This window comes from Bradyrhizobium sp. WSM1253 (assembly GCF_000244935.1).
Classification (GTDB): Bacteria; Pseudomonadota; Alphaproteobacteria; order Rhizobiales; family Xanthobacteraceae; genus Bradyrhizobium; species Bradyrhizobium canariense.
The window spans coordinates 4,507,850-4,532,794 of record NZ_JH600073.1 but is presented as its reverse complement, the minus strand read 5'-3'; the positions used below and the strand labels follow the sequence as shown (position 1 = coordinate 4,532,794).

Below are 24,945 nucleotides of genomic sequence, written 5' to 3'. Positions count from 1 at the left end.
ATTGTAAAAACCGGCTGCGTCACCGTCGGCGCCGCCTCCGGCAACTAGTCGCGGCGGAAATGGGGCTGGTTCAATGGCGGCGACTACCGCCGGGCCGATACCTGTCCGCTTTCGACGTCAAAGATCTCGCCCCCGGCGCCGATCTCGGCGAAGGCAGCGGGATCTGCGCCGGTCAGCCACACCTGCGCGCCGAGCTTGCGCAACTCGTCGAACAGCGCAGCGCGCCTGCCGGGATCGAGATGCGCGACGACCTCGTCGAGCAGCAGCAGCGGCACGATGCCGGTCATCTCGGCGACCAGACTCGCATGCGCCAGCACCAGCCCGATCAGCAACGCCTTCTGCTCGCCGGTCGAGGCATCGCGCGCCGGCATGCTTTTCGGCGCGTAGATCACCTGGAGATCGGTGAGATGCGGACCATCCGTGGTGCGGCCGGCGATGGCGTCACGCGGACGATTGTCGCGCAGGATCTGGCGGTAGCGGTCCTCGACCGACGTCGCGGTCTCCGTCAGCAGCGCGTTCTCCATCCAGCCGTCGAGCGCGATCTGTGCCGAGGGGAAGGCGGAGGCCTGCGCGCGTGCATTCAGCATGCCGGTCAGCCGCGCCGCGGTCTGGCCGCGGGTTGCGGCGACGGCGACCGCAAGCTCCGCGGTCTCGCGCTCGATCGCGTCACACCAATGGTCGTCGTAATTGCGCGTCTCGAGCAGGCGGTTGCGCGAGCGCAGGGAACGTTCGAGCGCGGAGATGCGGCTGGAATGGTCACTGTCGATGGCAAGCACCAGGCGGTCGAAGAAGCGCCGCCGCTCGGACGCCGCGCCCATGAACAGCCCGTCCATCGCCGGCGTCAGCCACACCATGCGGATGTGGTCGCCGAACGACGCCGCCGAATTGACCGGTTCGCGGTCGATGCGGCAGCGCCGGCTGACCGGGCTATCTGCGCGCGGCGGATCGATGCCGGTGCCGAGCGTGGCAAGGCCCAGCGCGCCCTCGACCTGTGCCGACACCGCCCAGGAGCCGTCGCCCTGGTTGTCGGCGACGTCGTCCAGCGTCGCGCGCCGCAGGCCGCGTCCCGGCGACAGGAACGAGATCGCCTCGATGCAATTGGTCTTGCCTGCTCCGTTCGGCCCGACCAGCGCCACCATGTCAGCCTTAGCCTCGAGCCCCGCCGCCCGGTAATTACGAAAATGCGTCAGCGTCAGGCGATGAATGCGGGAGGGGGTCATTGTCTTTGTCGTTGCCGGGCATCCACGTTTGGGTCCTCCAAAGACGTGGATGGCCGGGACAAGCCCGGCCATGACGGATGTAGTCGATGCGAAGGGGAGCCGGTAGCCCTCACACCCGCATCGGCATCAGCACGTAGAGCGCGCTCTTGTCGTCGCGGTCTTGCACCAGGGTCGGTGAGCCCGGGTCGGCGAGCCGGAGCGTTGCGACGTCGCCTTCGATCTGGGCGGCGATGTCGAGCAGATAGCGGGAGTTGAAGCCGATATCGAGGGCGTCGGAAGCGTATTCGACTTCGAGCTCTTCGGTCGCACTGCCGGAATCCGGATTGGTCACTGACAGCACCAGCTTGCCCGGCGACAGCGAGAGTTTCACGGCGCGCCCGCGCTCGCTGGAAATCGTCGAGACGCGGTCGACCGCGTTCTCGAAATCCTTCTTGTCGACGACGAGCTCCTTATCGTTGCCCTGCGGGATGACGCGGCCGTAATCGGGGAAGGTGCCGTCGATCAGCTTCGAGGTCAGCACCACATTGCCGATGGTGAAGCGGATCTTGGCCTGCGACAGCTCGATCGTGACCTCGGCCTCGTTGTCCTCGATCAGGCGCTGCACCTCGCCCACCGTCTTGCGCGGCACGATCACGCCGGGCATGCCCTCGGCGCCCTTGGGCTGGACCAGGTCGAGCTGGGCGAGGCGGTGGCCGTCGGTGGCGACGCCGCGCAGGGTGGCGGCTTTGGCGGAGCCCGCGGCATGCAGATAGATGCCGTTGAGATAGTAGCGGGTCTCCTCCGTGGAGATCGCGAACTGGGTGCGGTCGATCAGCCGCTTGACGTCCTTGGCGGCGAGGCTGAACGAATGCGACATGTCGCCGGCGGCGAGATCCGGAAAATCATTCTCCGGCAGGGTCTGCAGGGTGAAGCGGGAGCGGCCGGCGCGGATCGCCAGCACGGCGCGGTCGCCGTCGGCTTCGAGCACAATCTGCGAACCGTCCGGTAGCTTGCGCACGATGTCGTAGAACATGTGCGCCGGCACGGTGGTGGAGCCCGCGGTCGCGGTTTCCGCCGCGAGCGTTTCGGTGACCTCGAGGTCGAGGTCGGTCGCCTTCAGCGACAATTTCGCATTCTCGGCCCTAACAAGCACGTTGCCGAGGATCGGAATCGTATTGCGGCGCTCGACCACGCGGTGGACGTGGCCCAGCGACTTCAGGAGTTGCGCGCGTTCGACCGTAACCTTCATTGCACTACTCGCCCGATCCCCAAGGAAACACAAATCTGGAAAAGCCGGGCGGCGGGACGCGCGCCACGGCACCGAAGACCCCGGAAAGCCGGATCATCCAGCCGATATGACCAAAGCCGTCAGGGTCGCGCAAGGTGGCGCGTAAAGTCATCCGTTTCAAGGGATTGCGCGATGGTTCCCCACGATTTACCCGCAAAGACGGGGCCCGCCGCCCAGGCAGAGGAAGGCCGCCGCCCAGGCAGGGCCGGGGCGGCGGGAAGGAAGGAGAAGGCCTAGGCGTTTATTCCTGAAGCTGGCGCTTGAGCGATTCGACCTCGTCCGACAGCGCCGTGTCCTTGGAAACCAGGGCCTCGATCTTGCGCACCGCGTGCAGCACCGTGGTGTGGTCGCGCCCGCCGAAGCGGCGGCCGATTTCCGGCAGCGATCGCAGGGTCAGCGTCTTGGCGAGATACATCGCCACCTGACGCGGACGAACCACGTTGGCGGTCCGGCGCGAGGACAAGAGGTCGGAGCGGCTGACATTATACTGCCGTGCCACCACGCGCTGGATGTCCTCGATCTTGATCCGCTTCGGCTCCTGCGGCCGGATCAGGTCGCGCACCTCGTGCTCCGCCATCTCCAGCGTCACCGGCCGGTTGTTGAGCTTCGAGTGTGCGAGCAGGCGGTTGATCGCGCCTTCGAGATCCCGGCCGTTATGGGTGATGGCGCGGGCCAGATAGGTCAGCACCTCCTCCGGCACCTCGAAGGTCGCATGATGGGCGCGGGCCGCGGCGACGCGCGACTTGAGAATACCGTGCCGCAGCTCCTCGCCAAGCGAGGCCATCTCGACCACGAGGCCGCCGGCCAGCCGCGAGCGCACGCGGTCGTCGAGGCTTTCGAGATCGGACGGCGGACGGTCGGCCGCGATCACGACCTGGCGGCCGGCATCGATCAACGCATTCAGCGTGTGGCAGAACTCGGCCTGGGTCGATTTGCCCTGCAGGAACTGGAGATCGTCGATCACGAGCACGTCGATGCCGCGCAGCGCTTCCTTGAAGGCGAGCGCCGTCTGCGTCTTCAGCGCGGCGACGAAGCCGTACATGAATTTCTCTGCAGTGAGATAAAGCACTTTGCGCTCGTTGCCGGAATTGCCGGCCCAGGTCACCGCCTGCAGGAGATGCGTCTTGCCGAGGCCGACGCCTGCATGAATGTAGAGCGGATTGAACATGACGGGATCGCCGCGACGACCCTCGGCGACCTGACGCGCAGCCGCATGCGCCAGCGTGTTGGAGCGGCCGACGACGAAGCTTGCAAACGTCAGGCGCGGATCGAGCGGCGAGCCGCCGAGCGCATCATGATTGGCGGAGACCGGCGCGGTCGCGGTCGAACGCAGCTCCGGCGCAGGCGAGCGGCGCGTTTCGACCGGCGCGGGCGCTTCCTTCTGCTGCATCACGGGGCGCACGGCCGTGCGAACGGTGAGATCGATGCGATGCACTTCGGGCATCTCGGCCTGCCAGCACGACAGCACGCGCTCGGCATAATGGGCCTGGATCCAGCTCTTCAGGAAGCGGGTCGGCACCGACAGACGCACGCTCTCGTCCTGGACGCCTTCCAGATCCATGCGCGCAAACCAGCTCGTATAGACGTCCTCGCCAACGTTCGAGCGCAGCCGACTCTTCACGCGTGACCAGCGATCCTGTTCCGGGGTTGTCATCATTTGAGAACTTTTCTTGAGAGATAAGGTTGCGTGGTGAGCGCCATGCAGAGTTCCTGCCAGGGATACCTGCCGGGATATTTGCAATGGCGGGACCTCAAGCGATTTCACCTGCAGGCATGGCTCGACCGTTCGGCGGAAACGCCGCATCCGATCAGCAATGTCTAGAGATGGAGGGGTCGCGAGGTCAGCGCGTACTCGGCGCTCCGTGACACGCGGGAGGCTTGGTGTCCGACGAATCTAAAACGGCGTCGCTGGAAGTCGAAATGCTGGAAGTCGAAATGTGTTTCAATACCGCGTTGAGTTCGTAAGACATGATACCTCCCCATCCTGCCGTGATTGCTCGCGACAAGGTCCTGCGTGTCCAAACGACACCCGCGTCTTCATCGGATGCCCGCCCGTGTACTCGTCGTCCGCTCGGCCTCGCCATCATGCCTGTCGGGGCAGCTTTCAAGATGTCTCTTAAGCGCGAGAGAAAGATCCCGCTTGGAGACATTCAGACAAAGAGCTACCGTTCCCACATTGCTGTGGGTTTTGATCCGACAATCGCTTGTTGAAGCGCCGCCTACGTGCACATCGCCGCCGATTTGCACGCTCGCCCCGTTTCCGATACCGCGCTGGTCTCAAGATCGTGGGCGCCGCTGACGCCTTAAGGAATACACTATGCGGAAAGACTCGCAACGGAATTGATTCAGACTTGAGGCATCAAAAATCTTGATCTGCGTTAACGCCACGCGGACTTGTGCACAGGCTTCAGAGCAAGTTTTTGGATTCGTGCACAGAATCGAAGATGCCGCGTTTGATGTGACAATTCTCCGTCACCGCCAAAAATTTTTTACAAAAGCGTCACGCGCGCGACGCGCGGGCGAGTTTTCCAAATGCTTGGCGTCACTATGTCGATAAGTTGTTAGCGAGACATCGTTTTTTGAGTCTCGTTTCACAGGGTAACTCCATTGCGTCTCGCGATCCGGGGAAACTACGGTGTGCAGAACTCGCAGGCGCGCGAATTCAACTTGTGCCCACCTCGCAAGGACTTTTTGCACCGCGGTGGAAGTTTCCGCTGTTGCAAAACCATTCGCAGGTAAAACTACGGGCGCATCATGGTGCAAACGTCGCAATCCTCCGATCGAAGGTCGCTCGCAGCGTGACTACTTGCGTGAATATGACAGGCAACAAAAAAGCCCGGCGCGATGCCGGGCTGTTTGACGTGTGCGATGTGCGGCCGGATCGTCCGATCGAACGACGCGATCGGACGGCGTGCCAGAACGCTCGCGAGCTTACTTGGCGAGCTTGGCGATCTGCGCGGTAAGCCGCGAGACTTTGCGGCTGGCATTGTTCTTATGAATGATGTTTCGCTGCGCGGCGCGCATCAAGGCGGGCTCGGCATTCGCCAGCGCCGTCACGGCAGCGGCGCGGTCGCCGGTCTTGATGGCTTCTTCGACGTTACGCACGGCACCGCGCATCTGGGTGCGGCGCGACTTGTTGACGGCGGTGCGGCGGGCGATCTTGCGCGTCGCTTTCTTGGCGGAAGTGGTATTGGCCATGGTCTCAATGTCCTTTGCGGGTACCGGTCGCGTCTTGGTCGGGTAGCGCCGGCTTGCTTGACCGCGTAATCGACGCTCGGAATTAGGGTGTTCGGTTGCTAGGCTGTTCCCGGAACGTGAGCGACAGCCTTGCGGGCCGTCTCTGAGGCCCAGGGAGCCTCTCAGCCCAAGGAGCCTGCATCTGCTCAAAGAACAGCGGCGGCAGGATTGCGCCCGCCGCCAGTTGGCGCCCTTATAGAGAGGGTCTTTGGCACCGTCAACGCTTTCCCGGGCTGGACAAGCAGCCCCTCAGGCCAGGGATGAGTGCCGTAACGCCCTGAAGAGGTTGAATTTCTGCCGTCTCCCTTGTATTGGCTGGCGGCGTTCCGAGGGTCGTCCGATCGGACGACTATAGAGGGTGAGGCATGATCCGCGGCTTTTTCCGACTGATTGGGCTGTTGCTGCTCGCCGGCGGGTTCATCTTCATGGTCTATGACGGCGCCCGCTGGGTGGCCGACCAGACCCTGCGGTTCACCCGCTTCGGCCAGTTCTGGAACGACATCAATCAGGCCAGCCAGACGGCGTTCCGGACCTGGGTCGAGGCCAAGGCGCCCTGGATCTGGACCTCGGTGATCCGCCTGGTGCTGGATCAGCCGGTTTTCGCCGTCCTCGGCATTCTCGGTATCCTCCTGATGATCCTGTTCCGCCCGCGCAAGCCGTTGATCGGCTATTCCCGGGATTGAGCTTTCAATTCCCGGGATTGAGCTTTCAATTCGCGCGACTGAAGCGGCCGCGCGCGGCGTAACAGGGCTGCCCCTTTGCGCGTAAAGACCTATATTCCCACCTGATCGCGAGCACGTCGCCTGAGCGCTTGGTTCATCGCCTTGGCTCAATAGCTTGTCCTCGGCGACGGACAGCTCGTTCCCGGAGATCCGTCCATGCTGTTCATGCGCAAGACCACCGCATTGCCGAGCGCCAATGAAGCGCTGCCGGGCCGTGCGCAAGCCATTCCGACCGCGACCACCCATTTCGTCAACGGCACGAAGTTGCAGCCGCCTTATCCCGCCGGCCTCGAGCAGGCGGTGTTCGGGCTCGGCTGCTTCTGGGGCGCCGAGCGCAAGTTCTGGGAGCTTGGCGACGGCGTTTACACCACCGCCGTCGGCTATGCCGGCGGCCACACGCCGAACCCGACCTATGAAGAGACCTGCTCGGGCCGCACCGGTCACACCGAAGTGGTGCTGGTCGTGTTCGATCCGACCAAGGTGTCCTACGAGAAGCTGTTGAAGACGTTCTGGGAGAGCCACAACCCGACGCAGGGCATGCGTCAGGGCAACGACGTCGGCACGCAGTACCGAAGCGCGATCTACACCTATTCAGACGCGCAGAAAAAAGCGGCCGATCAATCGAAGGCGCTCTATCAGAAAGCGCTTGCTGCAAAAGGTCTCGGCACCATCACCACCGAGATCGCACCCGCCGGCCAATTCTACTTTGCCGAGGACTATCATCAGCAATATCTGGCCAAGAATCCCGCCGGTTATTGCGGCCTTGGCGGCACCGGCGTGTCCTGCCCGATCGGCGTCGGTGTGAGCGCGTAAGCCAGCCGCGAAGGTGGTGCACCTCTCCCGCTTGCGAGGGCTTTGCTTAATTGGCCGAGCGGGAGTGAGGCTCGATATGGGGTATTTTTTTGTGCGGCCTCGGATGGCGCGCGAACGCAGACGGTCTTGTTTTCGTGGCCGATCGATGGCCTTGGGCTGTGGCGGTCACACCACACCTCCCGCGGGACACAGGACCGCCCATCGTTTGAGGTTCATGGCCAGGCAGAGAAGACGCAGATGGGTATGATTGCGTGCCAGGCCCAGATAGCGGGCTCGCGCCCAGCCGTAGACGCCCTTGAGGCGCGCGAAGACCTGCTCGACCGGGGCGCGGCGCCGTCCCACGGCGTCGTTGAAGCGCTTCTGCCGTTCGGTCAGGGGATGATGCTTGTTGGGCCGGAACATCAGCCGCGGCTTGATGCCCCGGGCAGCCAGCCCGGCGCGACGCTCATGCTTGTCATAGGCCTGGTCGGCGTAGACCGCCTTCTCGTCACCGCTGATCAATTCGTCGGCGGGCACCGTATCGTTGACCGCAGCGTCGGTCAGCTTGCTGCGACGAATGATCGCCGAGCCCTGGTCGACACCGACATGCGCCTTGTAGCCGAAGTATCGCTTGCCACCCTTCTTGGTCCATCGCGCATCCGTATCGCGCTCGCTATTGACCAGCTTGCTCGGCGGGCGTCCGTCCGGGCCGGGAGGCAGCGGGTCCTTTGGCGGCTTCGGCGGTTTCACGGCCGCCGGGATCAGGCTGGCGTCGATCAATGTGCCTCGGCGCAGCACCAGCCCGCGCGCGTCGATCTGGCGCAGCATCTCGGCAAACAGCGTCTCGTCCAGGCCAGCCTGCTGCAAAGCTTCGCGGAAGCGCCAGATCGTCGTGTGGTCGGGCGTCTCGTCGCCCAGCGCAAAGCCGCAGAAGTCGCGGAACGAGGCCCGGTCATCGAGCGCTTCTTCCAGTTCCGGATCGGACAGACCGTACCATTGCTGCAACAGCACAGCCTTGAACATCACCAGCCGAGGATAGGCCGGCGCGCCACGCTCCGGCTCCGGCAGGCCGCTCAGCACGCGCTCGACAGCCGCCCAATCCACCAGTTCGCCAATCCGCCTCAGGACCGCACCCCCTTTGCCCCGCCGCGACGCCAACGCATCTGCGAAGCTCGGTTGCCCCACCTGCCGATATGCCATCCCCAGATCCTCTTCAGATGTCTCTTAGAGAATCGCAGATTCGCGATTTACGCAAAGCCCTCGCTTGCGGGAGAGGTCGGCGCATTTGAGAGCAGTTTCCTGTGGCCCATCCTTCGAGATGCCCGCTTTAGGCGGGCTCCTCAGGATGAGGACGGCGTCTGCGGCAATAGTGCCAGCAGGCACCGATGCCGATTAGCCTCATCCTGAGGAGACCGCGGAGCGGTCGTCTCGAAGGACGAGGCGCTTGTTCAGCTTGGCCCAAAAGGCCATATGCGCTAGCCGCGCCCGCAAGCGAGAGGGAGCGCACTGCGCCGCAGCCGCATCGTCGCGCCGCCCGCCCCTCAACGCTTTATTAACCATAACCGGTGCATCACTGGATCTGTCTCGTTTCGAGGGATAAGTCCGGTGCCGGTTGCACGCGCGTTTCGATGGTCGATCTTGGCAGCGTCCCTGGCAGCGTCCGCCGCGCTTGGCCTTGGCGGCTGCATGCAGACCGCCGGCCCCGTCGCGGTGATGCAGCCGCGCGCCGATCTCGACTCCATGGCCTATGGCCAGCCCTATTACGCGCCTCAGCCGGTCGTCGTCGGCGACGGTGGCGGCGCCATCGGGGCGTTGCGCAATTCCTTTGCCTCTTCGCCCGCGCCCATGCCGGTCGGTTATGCCGCGCCGATGGCGGCGCCGGTCCGCTACGATTCCTCCTACCATCTCGACGCCGGCGACAGGCTGCGCGTCGTGGTCTACGGCCAGGAAGGTCTCACCAACAGCTACGCGATCGACGCCGGCGGTTCCATCACGATGCCGCTGATCGGCGGCGTGCCGGCACGCGGCCGCACGCCGGCGGGTCTGGCCGGCGAGATCGCCGCACGGCTGCGCAACGGCTACATCCGCGAGCCCTCGGTCGCCGTCGAGATCGAGGCCTATCGCCCGTTCTTCATTCTCGGCGAAGTCTCCGCGCCCGGCCAGTATCCGTACGTGCCGAACATGACGGTCGAAAGCGCCGTGGCAATCGCGGGCGGCTTCTCGCCACGCGCCAAGCGCGATGTGGTCACCGTCACGCATACCGAAGCCGGCGGCGCCATGCGCGCCGTGGTGCCGCTCGGCACCCCACTGGCGCCGGGCGACACCGTATTTGTCGGCGAGCGCTGGTTCTAGAGCGTTTTCGAGCGAAGTGGATACCGGTTCGCGTGAAGAAAACGCGTCAAAAAAGAATCTAGAGCCTCGGTTCTGATGCAATCAGAACCGAAGCTCTAGCTCACCTTCTGAAATCCAGCCGCCCGTTCGGAAAACATCCATCGATGCGCGCGGCATCGACCACGCGCCCGATCCATGGCCGCGTGATCGCTGGATTGGTTAGGTTGATGTATTTCCCGACCAGGCGCGCGCCCTCGCGCGCAGCATCGATCAGCCCGTGCCGTCGGCCGTGATCCCAATCGAAGCGCAGATAGATGCGTCCGCCTGCGACCCGCACCTCCGCGCGCCCGTCTTTCCACGTCTCCGGCGTATCGCCGGCGATGGTCGGATCGGCGCCGCCATTCCAGCGGCTGGCCCACGGGCCTTCCAGAGGATCGGACGGCGCCTGAATGTCTGCCCAATGCGCCGCGTTGACGTCGGCCGCATCGCCCGAAAGTAAGGCGGTTGCGGCATAGTCCATGACCTCGCGATCGTCAGGACCGGGAACGTCCATGGTGCCGAACGGATTGCGGATGACGATGTTCGTATTGGCCTGCTGCATCACGATCTCCCGGCGTGAGTTGGCTTGATCAGCCAGCTCTATCGCCGCCCGGCAGGATGCAGCCACCCGATTCCTGCTCTCCGCCCTCGTCATTCCGGAGCGCGAGCCCGGAATGACGGTGGAGAGATCAGCCGCGCTATCGCAAATGCTTCGCGAAAAATTCCATGCTGCGCGGCCAGGCGATGTCGGCGCTGGCCTTGTCGTAGCTCGCCCGCTCGTCGCAATGGAAGCCGTGCTGCGCGCCCGGATAGACGAAGATTTCCACGTCCGGCCGCTTCGTCTTGATGGTCTCGACGTCGGTCAGGGGAATGCCGGCATCCTTTTCGCCAAAATGCAGCTGTGTCGGAACTTTTGGTGTTTCGTCGGCAAAGCGCACGACGGCGCCGCCGTAATAGCCGATCGCGGCCTTCAGGCCCGACAGCCGCGTCGCCGCGACGAAGGCGACGCTGCCGCCCAGGCAAAAGCCGATGATGCCGACCGGGCCGACGCTCTTCACCGCATCGATCGCGGCTTGCGTGTCGCGCAGCATCGCGTCCCAGTCGGGATTGGCGACGAATTTGCGCGCTTCGGCGATCTCGTCAGGCGTGTAGCCCGACTGGAAGCCCGGCGAGGTCCGGTCGAAGATCGACGGCGCGATCGCGACATAGCCTTCCCCGGCGAGGCGATCGCAGACCGAGCGGATGTGATGGTTGACCCCAAAAATCTCCTGGATCACCACCACCGCGCCCTTCGGGGGGCCTGCGGGATCAGCGCGATAGGCGCCGAGCTGGAAATTATCGGAGGCGGTCAGTCTGATGTCTTGTCCCACGCGGGTTGTCCTTCTTGTTGATCGTCGATCACGAACTCCGCTCTCTCTCCTCATCCTGAGGAGCGCGCTCTTCGCGCGCGTCTCGAAGGATAGAGGCCGAGATGCAGCAGCGGGGCCTTCATCCTTCGAGACGCTTGCTTTGCAAGCTCCTCAGGATGAGGGGAGGCGGTTGCGCGCCCACCTCACTCCCACATCCAGTTCTCGCCGTAATCCTCCTTCCATCCCGCCAGCCGGCCATGACGGAACTGCAGGAACAGGCGGTGACGGTTGGAGATCAGTCCGCTGCCGCCGATGTTGCGAAGCGCGAGATAGATCTCGTTGCCGGGGCGTCCGCGCACATATTGCAGAGGCTGGCCGAGGGCGCGCGCGGTTTGCCCTGCATCCATGCCGAAGGCGAGCGGCGTGTTGTTCGACAACGTCGCGACGAAGGGCAGGCGGGGCGGTGTCCCGCCGAATTGCTCGGCCTGCGCGGATACCGACAGCAACACCGCGCCCGCAGCCAACATCGCTCGCTTCATTGCCGTGTTCCCGTCCGATCGTCCTATTCCGGCAAGTTCTTCAGGAAAGGCAGCACCGCGTCAATAAAAGCCTTGGGCTGGTCGATGTTGACGGCGTGTCCGGCGGCGGGGATCACGACCTTTTGTGCGCCGGGAATTTTCGCGGCCATGTAGTCCGACGCGGCGAGGAACGGTGTGTCGTCGGCGCCGACCACGACCAGACTGGGCACCTTGATCTCCGGCAGCAGCTCGATCACCTTCGCATCGCGCTGGGTCAGCATGCCGCGTGCGGCGAGCGCCAATCCCTTGGCATTGCGATGGCTCGCGGTGGCGCGCTCGCGCGTTGCGGCCTTCAGCACGTCGAGCCCTTCGCGATCGAGCTTGTCGGCAGTGGCGAGCGCCCGCGCGTTCCAGGCCTCGCGTGCATCGTCCTTCTTGAATCCCGGTCCGGTGTCGATGATCAGCAGCGCGCGAACGCGCATTGGATGCGCGCGAGCGAAGGCAAGCGACATATAGCCGCCGAGCGACAGCCCGCCGATGATGGCGCGCTCAGTGCCGACCGCATCCAGGATCGCCGCGATGTCGCCGACCGTGAGCGCTTCGCTATAAGCGGCGGGATCGTCGGGATAATCGGACTGGCCGTGACCGCGCATGTCCCACAAGATCAGCTTGTGGTCCCTGGCAAGCGCCTCGACCTGCCAATGCCACATCGCCGAGGTCGATGAGTAACCGTGAGTCAGCAGCAGCGGCGGGCCTTCGCCATGGATCTCGTAATAGATTCCGACGCCGTCTCGATCGATCCTCGGCATTGTTTCCACCCTTTTTGTTTTCTTATTCTCTCTCACGACGCCGAAGCCGTGAAGGGCGTGATGAAGACGTAAGGCTAGCGTGCTGAACAAGATGATCCGCCGGAGGTCAACCTCCGGCGGATTAGTTTGCATTTTCAGGCGGCCATGACGGAGAAATTCCCCTTTGTCATCAATGGCCCGCCTACTGTGCATGGGGTTGTTTTCGCCCTTTTTGCGCCATTCCTGCCATGGAACCCGAGATCCCTAAAATTGCACTCAATTCCGGAAGGCTCCATTGAGCACGCCTCTTAAGGGCCGGAGAACCTGATCCGGCTTAGGCTTCTGCCCGAAACACGCCCGTGCTCTTGGGGAAGCCATGAACGCCTCAGCCAAACCCGCCGCCAAACGCCGGCTCCTGCTCGCCTCCGACCGGAGCGACGAGAGCAGCGAACTCGCCAGCATCCTCAAGGCCGTCGGCGACGTTGCGACAGTGACGACGCAGGAACTCCCCGAGCAGCCCTCGCGCGATCTCTCCGGCCTCGTGGTCGACATCAATCTGCGCTCGCCCGAGAGCGTGCAACGGGTGCGCAACAAGCTGCGCGGCGATGCCTATCGTTCGATGCCTCGTCTGTTCGTGCTTGCGGACGCCCTGCATCACGGCACCATGCAGGCCTGGGCGCTGGGCGCCACCGACACCATCTCGCGGCCGCTTCAGCCCGAGGACATCCTGCAGCGCATCCGCGCAGCCTTCCCCGACACCGCCGTCTATGACGCCACCGATCGCGGCAAGACGCTCAACCGCGGCGTCGAGGCCGCGCATGCGGTGCTGAAGAAGATGTTCGAGAAGCTGCCGCTCGGCGTGCCCCTGACCTTCGACGACGTCATCGCCGCCGAGAGCAAGATCCTGAAGGCGATCAAGCACTCCTCGCTGCGCGAGTGGCTCACCACGGTGGGCTGCCACCATGTCGGCAGCTATCGGCACTGCCTGTTCGTGACCGGATTTGCGGTCTCCTTTGCCCAGCATCTCGGCATGCGCGAGGACGACCAGCGCCGGCTGACTCGTGCCGCGCTGCTGCACGACGTCGGCAAGGCCTTCGTTCCCTCCGCGCTGCTCGACAAGCCCGGCAAGCTCACCGACGAGGAGATGGCCGAAGTCCGCCAGCATCCGCGCCGCGGCTATGACGCGCTCGCAGCTCAAGGCGGCTTCCCGCCGGAGATGCTGGACGTTGTGCTGCATCACCACGAATTCCTCGACGGCTCCGGCTATCCCAACAATCTCTCGTCGAACCAGATCAGCGATATCGTGCGGGTCACGACCATCGTCGACATCTACGCGGCACTCGTGGAGAAGCGCGCCTATCGCATGCCCTTCACCCACTCGCGCGCGTTCACGATGATGGAAGGCATGAGCGGCAAGCTGGACCAGCAGCTATTGCAGGCGTTCCGCCCGGTGGCGCTGGGGTCGTTCTGAGCTCCCGTGTCGTAGCCGTAGGGTGGGTTAGCGTAGCGTAACCCACCATGCTTCCACATTTGCCGGACGAAGTTGGTGGGTTACGCCTTCGGCTAACCCACCCTACTTTACGCCTCACCCCACCATCTTCCTCAGCTCCGCCTTCGCCACCTTCTCCAGCGTCGAGCGCGGCATGTCGTCGACAAAGCGGATCTCGCGCGGCACCTTGAAGTCGGCGAGGCTCTTGCGGCAGGCAGCCATCACGTTGTCATGCAGATCGGGCCGCGCAGCGGTGACGCCGCCCTGCGGGATGATGAAGACGACCGGCACCTCGTCCAGCATCGGATGCGTCTTCGCCACCACGGCGGCCTCGCGCACGCCGGGGACCATTGCGATCACCTGCTCGATCTCGGACGCCGCGACGTTCTCGCCGCCGACCTTGAGCATGTCCTTGCTGCGATCCCCGAAGCGAATATAGCCGTTCTCCAGCCGCACCACGCGATCACCGGTGAGGAAGAAGCCGTGCTCGTCAAAGCACTCGCGCGTCGCCTTCTCGTTGTGCAGATATTCGGCGAACAACGACAGGCCGACAATGCCCTTGATCGAGAGGTTGCCGGTGTCGCCGACCTCGGTCGCCCGTCCGTCATCGTCGGTGATGCGGATCTGGTATTCGCTCGCGGCGCGGCCGATCGACATCGGGATGTTGGGCTGGTCGATCTCGCCGACGATGCCGTGGGTGATGGTCTCTGTCATGCCCCACCAGCCGATGATCTTGACGCCGAAGGCGGCGAAGGCCGGCGGTTCGTTGATCGCGGTGCCCCACAGGCGGAATTTGTGATCCCTCGGGATCTCCTGCTCGAGCAGCGCCTTCATGCAGAACGGAATCGTCGAGGTCCAGGTCGACCCGTGCTCGCGCGCGGCGCCCCAGAACCGGCTGGCGGAAAAGCGCGGCTGGATCACGCAGGTGGCACCGACCCATAGCGTCGCCAACATCGAATAGGCCAGCGCGTTGGTGTGGAACAGCGGCAGATAGGCCTGGTGCACGTCGCCGGCGTGCAGGTCCTCATGCGCGGCGTTGATCTTGGCGCCCCACAGCGCGTTGGCGTGGGTCCACAGCACCGCCTTGGGGCGCGATGTCGTGCCCGAGGTGTATTGCACGCTGCACGGCGCGAGCGGATCGGTCGCACGCCTGGGACGGTCGGCGCTGTCGGCGAACAGCGATTCGAAACTATCGCCGCGCGAGACCGGTTTTGCGGGCGCCGTGCCGGAATCATGCGAGGTCACCGCCATCCAGCGGATGTTGCGGCAGTTCTGCGCGACGATCTCGGCATAGGCCGGCTGCGTGATCGCGGCGACCGCGCCGCAATGATCGGCAAAATAGTCGAGCTCGGCCGGTGCCGAGCGCGTGTTGGTGGTCACCGCGATCGCGCCCAACTCGACACAGGCGAACCAGGCCAGCAGCGCCTCGATGCAATTGTCGAGATGGATGAGCACATATTCGCCCGGCTTCACGCCGCGCTTCGCCAGTCCCGCCGCGAGCGCGCCGACCCGCTCGTGAAACTCGCCATAGCTCCAGCGCCGCGCGGGCGCGTCGAACGGCGCCCAGATCAGGAACGGATGTGAGCTGCGCACCTCGGCCCGCATCTTCAGCAGCCAGGGCACGTCGAGCCCGTCGAATGGGCCGACGATTCCGGCGGCGGCTTGCGAATTCGGCATATGTCCTCCCGTGCAGCCTGCATCTTGCTCGCGGCTGCGTTTTGATGATTGCGTCTTCCTGCTCTTTCGGCCGTCTTGCGAGCGTAGCGAAGCAATCCAGAATCCCTCCCCGGAGAGAGTCTGGATTGCTTCGTCGCAGGGCTCCTTGCAATGACGGTGCGTGGGGCAGGCGGCTTGGCCTTACCGGCCGCCGTCCTCGTATGACGAAATTTCGATCAGGCTGCCATCCGGATCCCTGCAATAGACCGAGCGCAGCGTGCCGCGGGCGCCCTGCTTGAGAACCGGGCCTTGTTCGATCGCGACGCCATGTGCCTTCAAATGCGCCACCACCTCGTCGGGGCTTGCTGAGGTGAGGAAGCACAGATCCTCGCTGCCGGCGGTCTGGTGGTCCGCGGTGAACCACTCCACCTTGTCGGCATCGCGCGGCCGGACGTTGATCTTCTGGTTACCGAATTGAAGAGAAGTCCGCGGCGCTTTGCCGCCGCCGGGGTCGAACACCTTGACTTCCATGCCGAGAATCTTGCCGTACCACTCGGCGGTCACTGCGACGTCCGCGACATTGATCACGAGATGATCGAGGGCTTCGACCTTGATCGCCATGCCTTATCCTTTCGTCGTGATGCGCCCCGTGCACTTTCCGCCTGCGGCAAGCTTTGTTACAACCGCGCCGACGCCATTTTCAAGCTGTCTGGCTTCAAGAACAACACGTTGGGAGAACCCTTGAAATGATCACTCGCCGTACCGCGCTGAGCCTGCTCGCCGCCAGTCCGCTTGCAGCCAGCCCGCTGTCGAAGGCCCTTGCCGCCGATTACCCGACCCACCCGGTGAAATGGGTGGTCGGCTATCCGCCGGGCGGGGCGACCGACATCCTGGCGCGGCTGATCGGTCAGCGGCTGTCGGAGAAGTTCGGCCAGCAATTCGTGATCGAGAACAAGCCGGGTGCCGGCAACAATATCGCCACCGAATCGGTCGTCAACGCCGAGCCCGACGGCTACACGTTGCAACTGGTCAATCCGGCCAATTACATCAACGCCTCGCTCTACACCAACCTGAAGTTCAACTTCGTGCGCGACATCGCGCCGGTCGCCTCGTTCCAGCGCGTGCCGAACGTGATGACCGTCAACAAGGACGTGCCGGCCAAGACCGTCGCCGAGTTCATCGACTACGTGAAGGCCAATCCCGGCAAGGTCAACATGGCCTCCTCGGGCAACGGCACCTCGGTGCATCTGTCCGGCGAGATGTTCATGGCGCTGACGGGCTGCAAGATGCAGCACGTGCCCTATCGCGGCGCCGCGCCCGCGATCACCGACATGCTCGGCGGCCAGGTGCAGGTGATCTTCGACAACATGCCCTCGATCATCCAGCACATCCGGTCCGGCTCGCTCCGTGCCATCGGCGTCACCACGGCGGAGCGCTCGCCGCAGCTGCCCGACGTGCCGGCGATCGGCGAGACCGTGAAGGATTACGAGGCGAGCGCGCTGTTCGGCATGGGGGCACCGAAGAACACGCCCAAGGAGATCATTGCCAAGCTCAACAGCGAGATCAACACGCTGATAAAGGAGCCGGACATGGCCAAACGCCTGGTCGAGCTCGGCGGCGAGCCGCGGGCACAGACGCCCGAGGCGTTCGGCGAGGAGATCAAGGCCGAGACCGAGAAATGGAAGAAGGTCGTCGAGTTCGCCGGCCTGAAGGTCGAGTAGCGATCTTGTGATGTCCGTGATTGGAGCCCTGCCCGTTCGGCAGGGCTTTTTTCTTGCGTATCAAGGTTTCTTGCGTGTCAGCGCCAGTCGATCTGGAATAAAACGGCGTGGCGAAACCTGATGTTATATGGCGCGTATCTCGCGCTGTGAGGATAGGAGTTGGGATCATGCGCAAGACGCAATTGGCACTGCTGGGCCTCGGCGCGACACTCCTTGCCGGCTTCTCCGCCGTCACGCCGGCAGCGGCGCACGACTATCCCTGGTGTGCCCAGGGCGGCGGGTACGAGTATCCCGGCGATTGCACCTACAGCACCTATGGACAATGTCAGGCCAGTGTGTCGGGCCGGCTCATGGCCTGCGGGCCCAACCCGCTCGTCGCCTACGGTCAATCGTCCCTGCCGCAACCGCGGCAGTCGCGGCGCACGCGGCCCGTGGCGCCGTATTAAGGAACCCTCGGTTTGACTGGTAGCCCGGATCGCGTTCGCGCCATCCGCGGCCGCGCAGACGCCGCCTGCCTTGCCGCTACCGCTTCGCCTCAGCCTGCTCCGTGCCGTTGCACGAGATCAGCATCGTATAGGGCCGCGCATTGCCGGCGATGTCGGTGGTCTTGATCTCGCCCTTCGGTTCGGCAGTCTGGTAGGGCACCACGGAGTTGTCGAGGAAGTCGCGCAGCGCGCCGGTCTTGATCGCGAAGTTGATGTTCTCGGGGATGTTGCCGGTCGCAGCGGCGACCCGTAACCCGTCCAGCTTTCCTGTAACGACGCCGACGATCTGCCCGGCGGTGTCGAACAGCGGGCCGCCGCTATTGCCGGGCTGCACCGGCGCACTGATTTGCAGGAAACGCGAATCGTTGCGCATGCCGCTGAGCGAGCTGACGATGCCAGTCGTCACGGTGAAATCCGAAGTCAGCAGCCCATGGAACGGAAAGCCGATCGCGACGACGGAATCGCCGGAGCGGATCGAGCGGTCGCGGATTCGAGCGAACTCCTTGAACGTGGTCGTCGACGGCGCCTGCAACAGAGCGAGATCGTTGTTGGCATCGCTCGACACGACGCGCAGCACCATCGAGGCGTCGCCGGTGAGATTGCCCTTGATGTCGCCGACGCAGCCATCGATGACATGGTTGTTGGTGACGATGTGTCCGCCGGCGCTCACGACAAAGCCGGTGCCGCTCTTGGCTCTGGCAGGTTTGCTGCCGTTGGCTGGCGGTGCCTGCTTGTCCGGCGTGGCCTGCGGCTTGGCGGCAACCTTTGTGAAATCGCCGGCCTTGCTCAGCCCGTCGGCTTTGACCTTGGTGACGCAATTGGCCAATGCCGCAATCACGGGCCCGGCCGAGGTCAGGTCGAAATTCAGCACGGTGCGGCCGCTCGTCGCGACCATCAGGCTCGCCTTCTGAAACGTTCGGACCACGTTCGCAGGCATGACGGAGCTGAGCATGTTCGTCTGGTTGGCCGTGGCGAACAGTCTGGCCTGCTCCTGTCCGTCAAAGATGACGTCGATCGCGGTGTTCTCGCCCTTGGTGAAGCGGTAGCTGGGACTCGCAAAGCTCAATATCCACGAGCCCCCAGAATTCTGGCCGACGACGAGAATGACTCCGTTGGCATAAGGCGCCGTCGCGGCACAATGCGAGAAGGCTCCCGTTTCGTCGTTGCTGAACGCACCGCCGACCCAGTTGCCGATTTTGACGCTGCCGAACGGCCCGGCCGCATGCGCTGCGATGACGACGCTCAGCTGCAATAAAGACGCAACGATGAATGACTTAAGCCACATACTTTTCCCCCAGAACGCATTCGCGCGCATCTTATCTGCGGGAGGAGGTGTCGCGCAACCGGCAGTTGTCTGGCGAGGACAGGTCTTCTCGGGCGACGTTCGGGGCTTGCCTTTACTTTGCGATTCGATATACTTTGCGGTACAAAGTAACCTGACCGATAGTCCCGGCAAGCATGGGCGGAACGAGGTTTTGGCGTTGCCAATGCGCGATCTCGACAAGGCACTGGCCGACATCGTGGCGATCCGCAGCCAGATTGCGGCCGGCACGGCGTTCCGCGGCTACGGCCCGGCGACGATGGCTGCGACCGGCGCGGTCGCGCTTCTCACCGCGATCCTGCAATTCTGGCTGCTCGGCGATCCCACCGGCGAGCCGCTCGGTTTCTTCTTCGGCTGGTTCATTGCCGCCGCGCTCTCCGGCCTGATCATCGGTATCGAGATGCGCGCACGTTCGCGCCGCCATCATTCGGGCCTCGCCGATGCGATGATCCACCAGGCCGTCGAGCAGTTCCTGCCTGCAGGCGTTGCCGGTGTGCTGCTTGCGGTGGTGATGTGGAAGTTTGCGGGCGAAACGCTGTGGCTGCTGCCAGGCTTGTGGCAGATCCTGGTGTCGCTCGGCATTTTCGCCTCCGTCCGTTCGCTGCCACGCACCGTGGCGCTCGCCGGCGCATGGTATTTCATGTCCGGTTTTGCGGTGGTGGTGCTCGCGAGCCAAACCCACACGCTGTCGCCCTGGACCATGGGCGTGCCCTTCGTAATCGGGCAGTCGGTGATGGCGGGCATTCTGCATTTCGCATCCGGAGACCATGATGTCGAAGACTGACAGCGCACCCTTCTCTTATGAAGGACTGGACCGCGTGATCCACGAGAAGGCGAGGCTCGGACTTCTGACCTCGCTGATGGCGCATCCGAAGGGTCTGGCGTTCGCCGATCTCAAGCAGCTCTGCGGCCTCACCGACGGCAATCTCAGCCGGCATCTCGCCGTGCTCCAGGAAGCCGGCCTCGTCGAGGTGACCAAGGGCTATGAGGGCAATCGCCCGCACACGACCTGCCGCCTGACCAAGGCCGGCCGCCGCCGCTTCCTCGACTATCTCGCCGTGCTCGAACGCCTGGTGCGCGACGCCGCCAAGGCTGCCGGCCGCGAAGCGGCGCCGCTCGGCCGCCTCGGTATCGTCTCGACCTGATCCTCCCCCTTTTTTGACCGGAGACTTTGCAATGCAAAGTGACCTTGTGTCCCGCAACGAGAAGCTTCACGTCGGCATCATCATGGACGGCAACGGCAGATGGGCGACGCGGCGCGGCCTGTCGCGTGTGCGCGGCCATGAGGCCGGTGTCGAGACGATCCGCCGCATCGTCGAAGCCGCGCCCAAGCAGGGCATCGGCACGCTGACGCTCTACGCCTTCTCCACCGACAATTGGCGAAGGCCGAAGGCCGAGGTCGCCGCGCTGATGACGCTTCTGCGCTTCTATCTCGCCAACGAGGTGCAGAGCCTGGTCAAGAACGGCGTTCGCCTCACCGTGATCGGCCGTCGCGACCGCTTGCCCGACGGCATTGCCAATGCGATTTCGCGTGCGGAAGATGCCACCGCGCACGGAAGCTCGCTTCATTTGCGCATCGCCGTCGACTATTCCGCGCGCGATGCCATCCTCAACGCGGCGGCAAAGGCGGCGGCGCTGACCAGTCTCACCCGCGAGGCGTTTTCGCAGCTCGTCACGGGCGAGGCCGGTTTGCGCGATGTCGATCTCATCATCCGCACCTCGGGTGAGAAGCGGCTGTCGGACTTCCTGCTCTGGGAAGGTGCCTATGCCGAGCTGCACTTCACCGAGCGGATGTGGCCCGAATTCGACGCGGGCGATCTCGCCGCGGCCCTGGCCTCCTTCCACGGCCGCGAGCGTCGCTTCGGCGGCCTGCAGGCGATCGTGCCGGAGGAGGTGCCTTCACTCTCTCGCGTGTGACGCTCGGCACCGAGGAACGAACTGTTCGTTTTCGGCCGCAAGATTGGCAGCACCGTCCAAGCGGTCAGCGCGTGGTCTCGGCTAGGTCTGCATTCGATGCAACCTGCCGAGAGCCTCGCGCATGTTACGCTTATTGCTGGATGCCATTGTCGAGTCCGCCGAAGCGAACGCCACGGTCCGTATCAGGCCGGCCAGCGCGTTCGATGTCGAGGGCCTCTCGATCTATTTCACGAGCCTCTCCACGACATCGCGCAACAAGCGCTTCATGGGCGCGCGGGCGGACTTTGCAATGGTCGCGGCCGAATGCGTCGCCAGGATCAGCCATCCCGGTCACTTCACCCTGCTCGCCGAGATCAGGCACGAAGGGCAAGGCACGATCATCGGCGAAACCAGATACGCCTACGATGCGGCTGCACGGCATGGTGATTTCGCCATCTCCGTTGCCGATGTCTTTCAGCGCAAGGGCGTCGGCCTCCGCATGATGACAGCCATGGAGAAGCACGCGAGCGATCTCGGTCACGAGATGATTGCAGCCGAGACCGCGCGCGTGAACGCCGAGATGCGCGGCCTTGCAAAGAAGGCGGGGTTCGAGGATACCGGTCTAGGAGACTGGCAGTCGGTCCATCTCGCGAAGCGTCTGCGGCGGGTGCGGGGCTTGCCACAAATTTGAGCAAGCGCACGACGCCGATCGTGCCCTAGTATCTCCCTGCGACGGGAGCTTTGGTCGGATGCGCGCAGTTCTGGATTATTGCACCGGTGGGACTGAGCGGCAGGTTGCGGCCGGCACGCTTATCGTCGCCGAGGGCGGCACCACCGGTCATCTCTATGTGCTGATGCAGGGCAAGCTCGAAGTGCTCAAGGGCGAGATGGTGGTCGCCACGGTGGCCGAGCCCGGCGCCGTGCTGGGCGAAATGTCGGTGCTGCTGGGGCAGCCGCACACTGCGACCGTACGGGCCTGCTCTGATTCCGTCGTCTACGAATTCGAGGATGCCGCCTCGTTCCTCAAGCAGGAGGCGGGCGTGGCGCTTCTGATCGCCAAGATGCTGGCGCAGCGGCTCAATGTCGCCAACACCTATCTCGCCGATCTGAAGCAGCAATATGCCGGCCACGGCACGCATCTGGCCATGGTCGGCGAGGTGCTCCAGAGCATGATCAACCTGCCGCCGCTCGAGGTCTCGCCAGGCTCGGATCGGCAATCCGATCCAAGAATGTGAGCCAGTCGGGCGGCGTCTCGATCGGAGCGGCGGGCCGCTGCAGCGGCGCGCCAAGATCGATCCATTGCGCCTCGCCGGCCGCAAGCCAGAACGCCCTGTCCGCATCGAGGTCCAGCACGATATACGTTGGCGGTCGGCCCGGCTGCAGGCCCGCGTTGAACACCCAGGTCTGGCCGAGCCGGTCGAACCACGAACCATCGGTAATGAACGGCGATTGATGCACATGCCCCGAGATCACCATCGAGGGCTGATACTGCATGATCCATTGCACCAGCTCGACGTCGCCGAAGAAGCGTTTGCCGCCCCAGCTCGTCGGTGAATCCGCCGGCGGCGCATGATGGATCCAGATCCAGCGCCGTGGCCGGCCGGCCGCGGCCGCGCCGAGCTGCGCGACGAGGCGTTGCTTGACTAGAGGCCCATCCCACCATGGGCACACCGTGAACAGCGTGTCGCCGACGGTGAGGCCGTCGCCGTCGCAGGCAATGCCCAACTCGCGCACCTCCGAAATCCAGCGCGAGATCTTTTCGCCTTCCGCATTGCGCTCGTCGAGATCGTGATTGCCGGAGCAGAGGATCACGCGGGTCTTCGCTGCGAGCAGCGCGAGGTACTTCTTCACCACCACGATCTGCGCGCGAAAATCCACCATCGAGCCGATGTCGAGCGCATCGCCGGCGAAGATCACGAGGTCGAATTGCGGAGCGGCGCTGACGAGCCAGTCGAGCTGAGGCAGCGAATAGTGCAGGTCGGCCACGACCAGACAGCGCATTGGAAATCCAGGGGCGAGACGTCAAGAATGCTCGGAATTGCAAAATATCTGAACGCAAGAAGCAGACCAGCCGCGTCTCTCGCCAATTCAACGCGGGCAGTATGCTGCGGCGCATCCGCGGCTGCAAGTATCGAAGCGTCGCCGGGCTGGACCGGATCATCGAATTCTGATGTCGTGGCGTATCCTCAACAGCTCGTGTCCCCAACAGCTCGTCTCCCCATGACCTCCTTCAAGACCATTCGTGCGCGCGCCGAAAAACGCAAGGGCGGGGCCAAGGCGCTGGAAAAGCTGATGCCCGAAAAGCCCGACCTGAAGGGCCTCGCCAAACGCGGTGACGATCGCATCCTCGCCGAGATGACGAAGCGTGTGTTTTGCGCGGGCTTTGCCTGGAGCGTGATCGAGACGAAATGGGACGGGTTTGAAGAGGCCTTCCTGCGTTTCCAGCCGGCCAAGCTCACCTTCCAGCCGGAGGATTATTGGGAGGGCCTGCTGCGCGACGCGCGCATCGTGCGCAACGGTGCCAAGATCATGTCGGTGCGCGACAACGCGGCCTTCGTCCAGGAGATCGCAAGAGAGCACGGCAGCTTCGGCAGGTTTCTGGCGAAGTGGCCGCCATCCGACCAGATCGGCCTGCTCGATCTCCTGAGCAAGCGCGGCAGCCGGTTGGGTGGCAATACCGGCCAGATGCTGCTGCGGTTCGTCGGCTGGGACGGCTTTGTGACGTCCAGGGACGTCGTGGCCTGCCTGCGCGATGCCGGTCTCGACATCGCCGAAGTGGTCAAGTCGAAAGGCGATCTGGCAAAAGTGCAGGCGCAGTTCAATGCCTGGGCCGAGGAGACCGGGCTCCCCTACACATATCTGTCACGCATCTGCGCGCTGTCCGTCGGCGAGAACAGAAGCGAGTAGCGAATTCGGCTCTTGGAATTTGGCTCTTGGATTCGGCTCTGGGGATGCCGAATCATGTGCGTCCTGTGGCGATCTCGTGCCGCAAGCGCGGCAGGGCGCAACCCGTGATCACGAAATGTATTTTTCGGGAACATTTGTGCGGAGCACCTGTTCGGGAGATAGGCCAGGCGAACATCGGCGCAGGGAACGCCCGGTCTGGCTCAGCTCAATGAAACCGACGTGACAGAAACGGAGCAGCTCATGAAGCTCACATCCGAACAGGTGAAGCAGACCGTCAACCAGCTCGGCGCTCAGGTGCTGCCCGACGAGCATCCCGCCATGCCGCAGCTCAACAGCATGTTCGGCGAACACACTTTCTTCGTCGATGAGACAGGGCTGAAGGTCGTCGAGCCCACGGCGCCCCCCGGCACCGAGCGCCAGAGCGGCGAAGTCGTCAGCCTCGCCGATTGGGGCGATTCCGAGCTGACACGCCTGATGGCGCACGAGCCCGAGCCGACCGGCGTGATCGTCGTGTTCGAGCACGTGAGGCATTGATCGGGCCCAGGGGATCGACCTTCGGTGGCGAGTCTGAAAACCCGCCACCGTAGATTCGCGTGGCGAGCGCGCTCTACGTGGCTGTCTGCGTCCGCGGAAAGCCCGTCAGTTTGGTTCAGATGCCGAGAGTCAGTTGCGGCGGCTCCGCATCGTCCCCGGCCTGGAGGGAAGACAGCGAGACTCCTAGGAGCCTGACGCTCTTCGGCAGCGGCATCTCGCCTTCGAGCAGACCGCAAGCCAGCCGCTCAAGATCGTCCCGGCCTGCAACCGGCGAAAGAGCGGACCTGCTGCGCGTGATGATCTCGAAATCGGCAAACTTGATCTTCAAGGTGACGGTGCGGCCGCGGCTGCCCGTCGCCTCGCAATGGCGCCACACCTTGTCGACGAGCGGCTTGAGCTCGGCGACCAGCGTGTCGAATTCGGTGAGATCGCTTGAGAACGTGGTCTCCGCGCCGATGGACTTGCGGACCCGGTTGGCCCGGACCGGCCGTTCGTCGACACCGCGCGAGATCCAGTAGTAATAGGCGCCCGACTTGCCGAAATTCGCATTCATGAACTCCAGCGTCTGACGACGAATATCGAGACCGGTGAACATGCCGAGCGCGTTCATCTTCGCGCCCGTGGCCGGGCCTATCCCATGGAATTTGCCGACGGGCAGCGTCTCGACGAAGGC

Annotated in this window: 26 protein-coding genes and 1 pseudogene; 13 read left to right on the top strand and 14 right to left on the bottom strand. The window is 64.0% G+C overall.

Annotation, left to right across the window (positions count from 1 at the left end):
- Positions 1 to 83 precede the first annotated feature (83 nt).
- The 4 genes from recF to rpsT form a co-directional block, all read right to left on the bottom strand.
- A complete protein-coding gene (recF, locus tag BRA1253DRAFT_RS22895; RefSeq protein WP_007598270.1) occupies positions 84 to 1,220 on the bottom strand; it encodes a DNA replication/repair protein RecF in 1,137 nt (378 codons plus the stop codon).
- A 109-nt stretch (positions 1,221 to 1,329) separates the two neighbouring features.
- Entirely contained in the window at positions 1,330 to 2,448 is a 1,119-nt protein-coding gene (gene dnaN, locus BRA1253DRAFT_RS22890) for a DNA polymerase III subunit beta (protein WP_007598262.1), read from the bottom strand.
- 280 nt (positions 2,449 to 2,728) lie between these two features.
- Positions 2,729 to 4,141, bottom strand: a complete 1,413-nt coding sequence (gene dnaA / locus BRA1253DRAFT_RS22885; protein ID WP_035995355.1) for a chromosomal replication initiator protein DnaA — start codon at positions 4,139 to 4,141, stop codon at positions 2,729 to 2,731.
- A gap of 1,277 nt (positions 4,142 to 5,418) precedes the next feature.
- The gene (rpsT, locus tag BRA1253DRAFT_RS22880) at positions 5,419 to 5,685 is read right to left on the bottom strand and encodes a 30S ribosomal protein S20 (RefSeq protein ID WP_007598259.1); all 267 of its coding nucleotides are present in this window, start codon (positions 5,683 to 5,685) and stop codon (positions 5,419 to 5,421) included.
- A gap of 404 nt (positions 5,686 to 6,089) precedes the next feature.
- Between rpsT and BRA1253DRAFT_RS22875 the strand changes: the two genes are divergently transcribed.
- Together BRA1253DRAFT_RS22875 and msrA are read left to right on the top strand one after the other, a co-directional pair.
- On the top strand, positions 6,090 to 6,407 hold the full coding sequence (locus tag BRA1253DRAFT_RS22875; RefSeq protein ID WP_007598257.1) for a hypothetical protein: 318 nt from the start codon (positions 6,090 to 6,092) through the stop codon (positions 6,405 to 6,407).
- A 195-nt stretch (positions 6,408 to 6,602) separates the two neighbouring features.
- On the top strand, positions 6,603 to 7,259 hold the full coding sequence (gene msrA / locus BRA1253DRAFT_RS22870) for a peptide-methionine (S)-S-oxide reductase MsrA (protein WP_007598255.1): 657 nt from the start codon (positions 6,603 to 6,605) through the stop codon (positions 7,257 to 7,259).
- Positions 7,260 to 7,424: 165 nt separating this feature from the next.
- Here the strand turns inward: msrA and BRA1253DRAFT_RS22865 are convergent, their stop codons facing one another.
- Positions 7,425 to 8,438, bottom strand: a complete 1,014-nt coding sequence (locus BRA1253DRAFT_RS22865) for an IS5 family transposase (RefSeq protein ID WP_007592298.1) — start codon at positions 8,436 to 8,438, stop codon at positions 7,425 to 7,427.
- Positions 8,439 to 8,843: 405 nt separating this feature from the next.
- Here BRA1253DRAFT_RS22865 and BRA1253DRAFT_RS22860 point away from each other — a divergent pair, with 405 nt between their 5' ends.
- A complete protein-coding gene (locus BRA1253DRAFT_RS22860) occupies positions 8,844 to 9,590 on the top strand; it encodes a polysaccharide biosynthesis/export family protein (RefSeq protein ID WP_035993830.1) in 747 nt (248 codons plus the stop codon).
- Positions 9,591 to 9,690: 100 nt separating this feature from the next.
- Here BRA1253DRAFT_RS22860 and BRA1253DRAFT_RS22855 read toward each other — a convergent pair whose 3' ends face one another.
- The 4 genes from BRA1253DRAFT_RS22855 to BRA1253DRAFT_RS22840 form a co-directional block, all read right to left on the bottom strand.
- The gene (locus BRA1253DRAFT_RS22855) at positions 9,691 to 10,170 is read right to left on the bottom strand and encodes a hypothetical protein (protein WP_007598251.1); all 480 of its coding nucleotides are present in this window, start codon (positions 10,168 to 10,170) and stop codon (positions 9,691 to 9,693) included.
- Between the two features lie 136 nt (positions 10,171 to 10,306).
- A complete protein-coding gene (locus BRA1253DRAFT_RS22850) occupies positions 10,307 to 10,978 on the bottom strand; it encodes a dienelactone hydrolase family protein (protein WP_007598249.1) in 672 nt (223 codons plus the stop codon).
- Between the two features lie 182 nt (positions 10,979 to 11,160).
- Positions 11,161 to 11,496, bottom strand: coding sequence for a hypothetical protein (locus BRA1253DRAFT_RS22845; RefSeq protein WP_007598242.1), 336 nt, complete (start codon positions 11,494 to 11,496; stop codon positions 11,161 to 11,163).
- A 23-nt stretch (positions 11,497 to 11,519) separates the two neighbouring features.
- A complete protein-coding gene (locus tag BRA1253DRAFT_RS22840; RefSeq protein WP_007598240.1) occupies positions 11,520 to 12,284 on the bottom strand; it encodes an alpha/beta fold hydrolase in 765 nt (254 codons plus the stop codon).
- Between the two features lie 355 nt (positions 12,285 to 12,639).
- Between BRA1253DRAFT_RS22840 and BRA1253DRAFT_RS22835 the strand changes: the two genes are divergently transcribed.
- The gene (locus BRA1253DRAFT_RS22835) at positions 12,640 to 13,734 is read left to right on the top strand and encodes an HD-GYP domain-containing protein (protein WP_007598238.1); all 1,095 of its coding nucleotides are present in this window, start codon (positions 12,640 to 12,642) and stop codon (positions 13,732 to 13,734) included.
- 114 nt (positions 13,735 to 13,848) lie between these two features.
- Here BRA1253DRAFT_RS22835 and BRA1253DRAFT_RS22830 read toward each other — a convergent pair whose 3' ends face one another.
- Positions 13,849 to 15,429, bottom strand: coding sequence for an ATP-dependent acyl-CoA ligase (locus BRA1253DRAFT_RS22830; RefSeq protein WP_007598237.1), 1,581 nt, complete (start codon positions 15,427 to 15,429; stop codon positions 13,849 to 13,851).
- A gap of 180 nt (positions 15,430 to 15,609) precedes the next feature.
- Positions 15,610 to 16,029, bottom strand: coding sequence for a VOC family protein (locus tag BRA1253DRAFT_RS22825; RefSeq protein ID WP_007598236.1), 420 nt, complete (start codon positions 16,027 to 16,029; stop codon positions 15,610 to 15,612).
- A gap of 125 nt (positions 16,030 to 16,154) precedes the next feature.
- Here BRA1253DRAFT_RS22825 and BRA1253DRAFT_RS22820 point away from each other — a divergent pair, with 125 nt between their 5' ends.
- Together BRA1253DRAFT_RS22820 and BRA1253DRAFT_RS22815 are read left to right on the top strand one after the other, a co-directional pair.
- Complete coding sequence (locus tag BRA1253DRAFT_RS22820) at positions 16,155 to 17,129, top strand: tripartite tricarboxylate transporter substrate binding protein (protein WP_007598234.1); 975 nt, start codon at positions 16,155 to 16,157, stop codon at positions 17,127 to 17,129.
- 167 nt (positions 17,130 to 17,296) lie between these two features.
- Positions 17,297 to 17,575: a DUF3551 domain-containing protein gene (locus BRA1253DRAFT_RS22815; RefSeq protein WP_007598233.1), complete on the top strand. Its 279-nt coding sequence runs from the start codon at positions 17,297 to 17,299 to the stop codon at positions 17,573 to 17,575.
- 76 nt (positions 17,576 to 17,651) lie between these two features.
- Here BRA1253DRAFT_RS22815 and BRA1253DRAFT_RS22810 read toward each other — a convergent pair whose 3' ends face one another.
- Positions 17,652 to 18,899 (bottom strand): S1C family serine protease, encoded by a 1,248-nt coding sequence (locus tag BRA1253DRAFT_RS22810; RefSeq protein ID WP_007598231.1) that lies wholly within the window; start codon positions 18,897 to 18,899, stop codon positions 17,652 to 17,654.
- Positions 18,900 to 19,101: 202 nt separating this feature from the next.
- Between BRA1253DRAFT_RS22810 and BRA1253DRAFT_RS22805 the strand changes: the two genes are divergently transcribed.
- The 5 genes from BRA1253DRAFT_RS22805 to BRA1253DRAFT_RS22785 all read left to right on the top strand — a co-directional run bounded on the left by BRA1253DRAFT_RS22805 (position 19,102) and on the right by BRA1253DRAFT_RS22785 (position 22,066).
- Positions 19,102 to 19,719 carry a hypothetical protein gene (locus BRA1253DRAFT_RS22805; protein WP_007598230.1) on the top strand — a complete coding sequence of 206 codons (618 nt, stop codon included), beginning with the start codon at positions 19,102 to 19,104 and terminating at the stop codon, positions 19,717 to 19,719.
- Positions 19,706 to 20,080 carry a transcriptional regulator gene (locus tag BRA1253DRAFT_RS22800; RefSeq protein ID WP_007598229.1) on the top strand — a complete coding sequence of 125 codons (375 nt, stop codon included), beginning with the start codon at positions 19,706 to 19,708 and terminating at the stop codon, positions 20,078 to 20,080. The genes BRA1253DRAFT_RS22805 and BRA1253DRAFT_RS22800 overlap by 14 nt, the downstream gene beginning before the upstream one ends.
- Before the next feature lie 31 nt (positions 20,081 to 20,111).
- On the top strand, positions 20,112 to 20,852 hold the full coding sequence (locus BRA1253DRAFT_RS22795) for a di-trans,poly-cis-decaprenylcistransferase (RefSeq protein WP_007598228.1): 741 nt from the start codon (positions 20,112 to 20,114) through the stop codon (positions 20,850 to 20,852).
- Positions 20,853 to 20,973: 121 nt separating this feature from the next.
- The gene (locus BRA1253DRAFT_RS22790) at positions 20,974 to 21,522 is read left to right on the top strand and encodes a GNAT family N-acetyltransferase (protein ID WP_007598227.1); all 549 of its coding nucleotides are present in this window, start codon (positions 20,974 to 20,976) and stop codon (positions 21,520 to 21,522) included.
- Positions 21,523 to 21,580: 58 nt separating this feature from the next.
- Positions 21,581 to 22,066 carry a Crp/Fnr family transcriptional regulator gene (locus BRA1253DRAFT_RS22785; RefSeq protein ID WP_007598226.1) on the top strand — a complete coding sequence of 162 codons (486 nt, stop codon included), beginning with the start codon at positions 21,581 to 21,583 and terminating at the stop codon, positions 22,064 to 22,066.
- On the opposite strand, the gene BRA1253DRAFT_RS22780 is transcribed toward BRA1253DRAFT_RS22785, so the two are convergent.
- Entirely contained in the window at positions 22,005 to 22,832 is an 828-nt protein-coding gene (locus BRA1253DRAFT_RS22780) for a metallophosphoesterase (protein WP_007598225.1), read from the bottom strand. The genes BRA1253DRAFT_RS22785 and BRA1253DRAFT_RS22780 overlap by 62 nt on opposite strands.
- 219 nt (positions 22,833 to 23,051) lie before the next feature.
- Here BRA1253DRAFT_RS22780 and BRA1253DRAFT_RS22775 point away from each other — a divergent pair, with 219 nt between their 5' ends.
- Positions 23,052 to 23,738 (top strand): DNA-3-methyladenine glycosylase I, encoded by a 687-nt coding sequence (locus tag BRA1253DRAFT_RS22775; RefSeq protein WP_007598224.1) that lies wholly within the window; start codon positions 23,052 to 23,054, stop codon positions 23,736 to 23,738.
- A 240-nt stretch (positions 23,739 to 23,978) separates the two neighbouring features.
- On the top strand, positions 23,979 to 24,272 hold the full coding sequence (locus tag BRA1253DRAFT_RS22770) for a hypothetical protein (protein WP_007598221.1): 294 nt from the start codon (positions 23,979 to 23,981) through the stop codon (positions 24,270 to 24,272).
- A 115-nt stretch (positions 24,273 to 24,387) separates the two neighbouring features.
- Here BRA1253DRAFT_RS22770 and BRA1253DRAFT_RS22765 read toward each other — a convergent pair.
- Positions 24,388 to 24,945 (bottom strand): annotated as a pseudogene (locus tag BRA1253DRAFT_RS22765) (DNA polymerase IV); the annotation flags it as partial.

What these genes read in the sequence shown, in the direction of transcription:
- recF (WP_007598270.1), bottom strand. Translation starts at nt 1,220, where the DNA reads ATGACCCCCTCCCGCATTCATCGCCTGACGCTGACGCATTTTCGTAAT.
- dnaN (WP_007598262.1), bottom strand. Translation starts at nt 2,448, where the DNA reads ATGAAGGTTACGGTCGAACGCGCGCAACTCCTGAAGTCGCTGGGCCAC.
- dnaA (WP_035995355.1), bottom strand. Translation starts at nt 4,141, where the DNA reads ATGACAACCCCGGAACAGGATCGCTGGTCACGCGTGAAGAGTCGGCTG.
- rpsT (WP_007598259.1), bottom strand. Translation starts at nt 5,685, where the DNA reads ATGGCCAATACCACTTCCGCCAAGAAAGCGACGCGCAAGATCGCCCGC.
- BRA1253DRAFT_RS22875 (WP_007598257.1), top strand. Translation starts at nt 6,090, where the DNA reads ATGATCCGCGGCTTTTTCCGACTGATTGGGCTGTTGCTGCTCGCCGGC.
- msrA (WP_007598255.1), top strand. Translation starts at nt 6,603, where the DNA reads ATGCTGTTCATGCGCAAGACCACCGCATTGCCGAGCGCCAATGAAGCG.
- BRA1253DRAFT_RS22865 (WP_007592298.1), bottom strand. Translation starts at nt 8,438, where the DNA reads ATGGCATATCGGCAGGTGGGGCAACCGAGCTTCGCAGATGCGTTGGCG.
- BRA1253DRAFT_RS22855 (WP_007598251.1), bottom strand. Translation starts at nt 10,170, where the DNA reads ATGCAGCAGGCCAATACGAACATCGTCATCCGCAATCCGTTCGGCACC.
- BRA1253DRAFT_RS22845 (WP_007598242.1), bottom strand. Translation starts at nt 11,496, where the DNA reads ATGAAGCGAGCGATGTTGGCTGCGGGCGCGGTGTTGCTGTCGGTATCC.
- BRA1253DRAFT_RS22840 (WP_007598240.1), bottom strand. Translation starts at nt 12,284, where the DNA reads ATGCCGAGGATCGATCGAGACGGCGTCGGAATCTATTACGAGATCCAT.
- BRA1253DRAFT_RS22835 (WP_007598238.1), top strand. Translation starts at nt 12,640, where the DNA reads ATGAACGCCTCAGCCAAACCCGCCGCCAAACGCCGGCTCCTGCTCGCC.
- BRA1253DRAFT_RS22830 (WP_007598237.1), bottom strand. Translation starts at nt 15,429, where the DNA reads ATGCCGAATTCGCAAGCCGCCGCCGGAATCGTCGGCCCATTCGACGGG.
- BRA1253DRAFT_RS22825 (WP_007598236.1), bottom strand. Translation starts at nt 16,029, where the DNA reads ATGGCGATCAAGGTCGAAGCCCTCGATCATCTCGTGATCAATGTCGCG.
- BRA1253DRAFT_RS22820 (WP_007598234.1), top strand. Translation starts at nt 16,155, where the DNA reads ATGATCACTCGCCGTACCGCGCTGAGCCTGCTCGCCGCCAGTCCGCTT.
- BRA1253DRAFT_RS22815 (WP_007598233.1), top strand. Translation starts at nt 17,297, where the DNA reads ATGCGCAAGACGCAATTGGCACTGCTGGGCCTCGGCGCGACACTCCTT.
- BRA1253DRAFT_RS22810 (WP_007598231.1), bottom strand. Translation starts at nt 18,899, where the DNA reads ATGTGGCTTAAGTCATTCATCGTTGCGTCTTTATTGCAGCTGAGCGTC.
- BRA1253DRAFT_RS22805 (WP_007598230.1), top strand. Translation starts at nt 19,102, where the DNA reads ATGCGCGATCTCGACAAGGCACTGGCCGACATCGTGGCGATCCGCAGC.
- BRA1253DRAFT_RS22800 (WP_007598229.1), top strand. Translation starts at nt 19,706, where the DNA reads ATGTCGAAGACTGACAGCGCACCCTTCTCTTATGAAGGACTGGACCGC.
- BRA1253DRAFT_RS22795 (WP_007598228.1), top strand. Translation starts at nt 20,112, where the DNA reads ATGCAAAGTGACCTTGTGTCCCGCAACGAGAAGCTTCACGTCGGCATC.
- BRA1253DRAFT_RS22790 (WP_007598227.1), top strand. Translation starts at nt 20,974, where the DNA reads ATGTTACGCTTATTGCTGGATGCCATTGTCGAGTCCGCCGAAGCGAAC.
- BRA1253DRAFT_RS22785 (WP_007598226.1), top strand. Translation starts at nt 21,581, where the DNA reads ATGCGCGCAGTTCTGGATTATTGCACCGGTGGGACTGAGCGGCAGGTT.
- BRA1253DRAFT_RS22780 (WP_007598225.1), bottom strand. Translation starts at nt 22,832, where the DNA reads ATGCGCTGTCTGGTCGTGGCCGACCTGCACTATTCGCTGCCTCAGCTC.
- BRA1253DRAFT_RS22775 (WP_007598224.1), top strand. Translation starts at nt 23,052, where the DNA reads ATGACCTCCTTCAAGACCATTCGTGCGCGCGCCGAAAAACGCAAGGGC.
- BRA1253DRAFT_RS22770 (WP_007598221.1), top strand. Translation starts at nt 23,979, where the DNA reads ATGAAGCTCACATCCGAACAGGTGAAGCAGACCGTCAACCAGCTCGGC.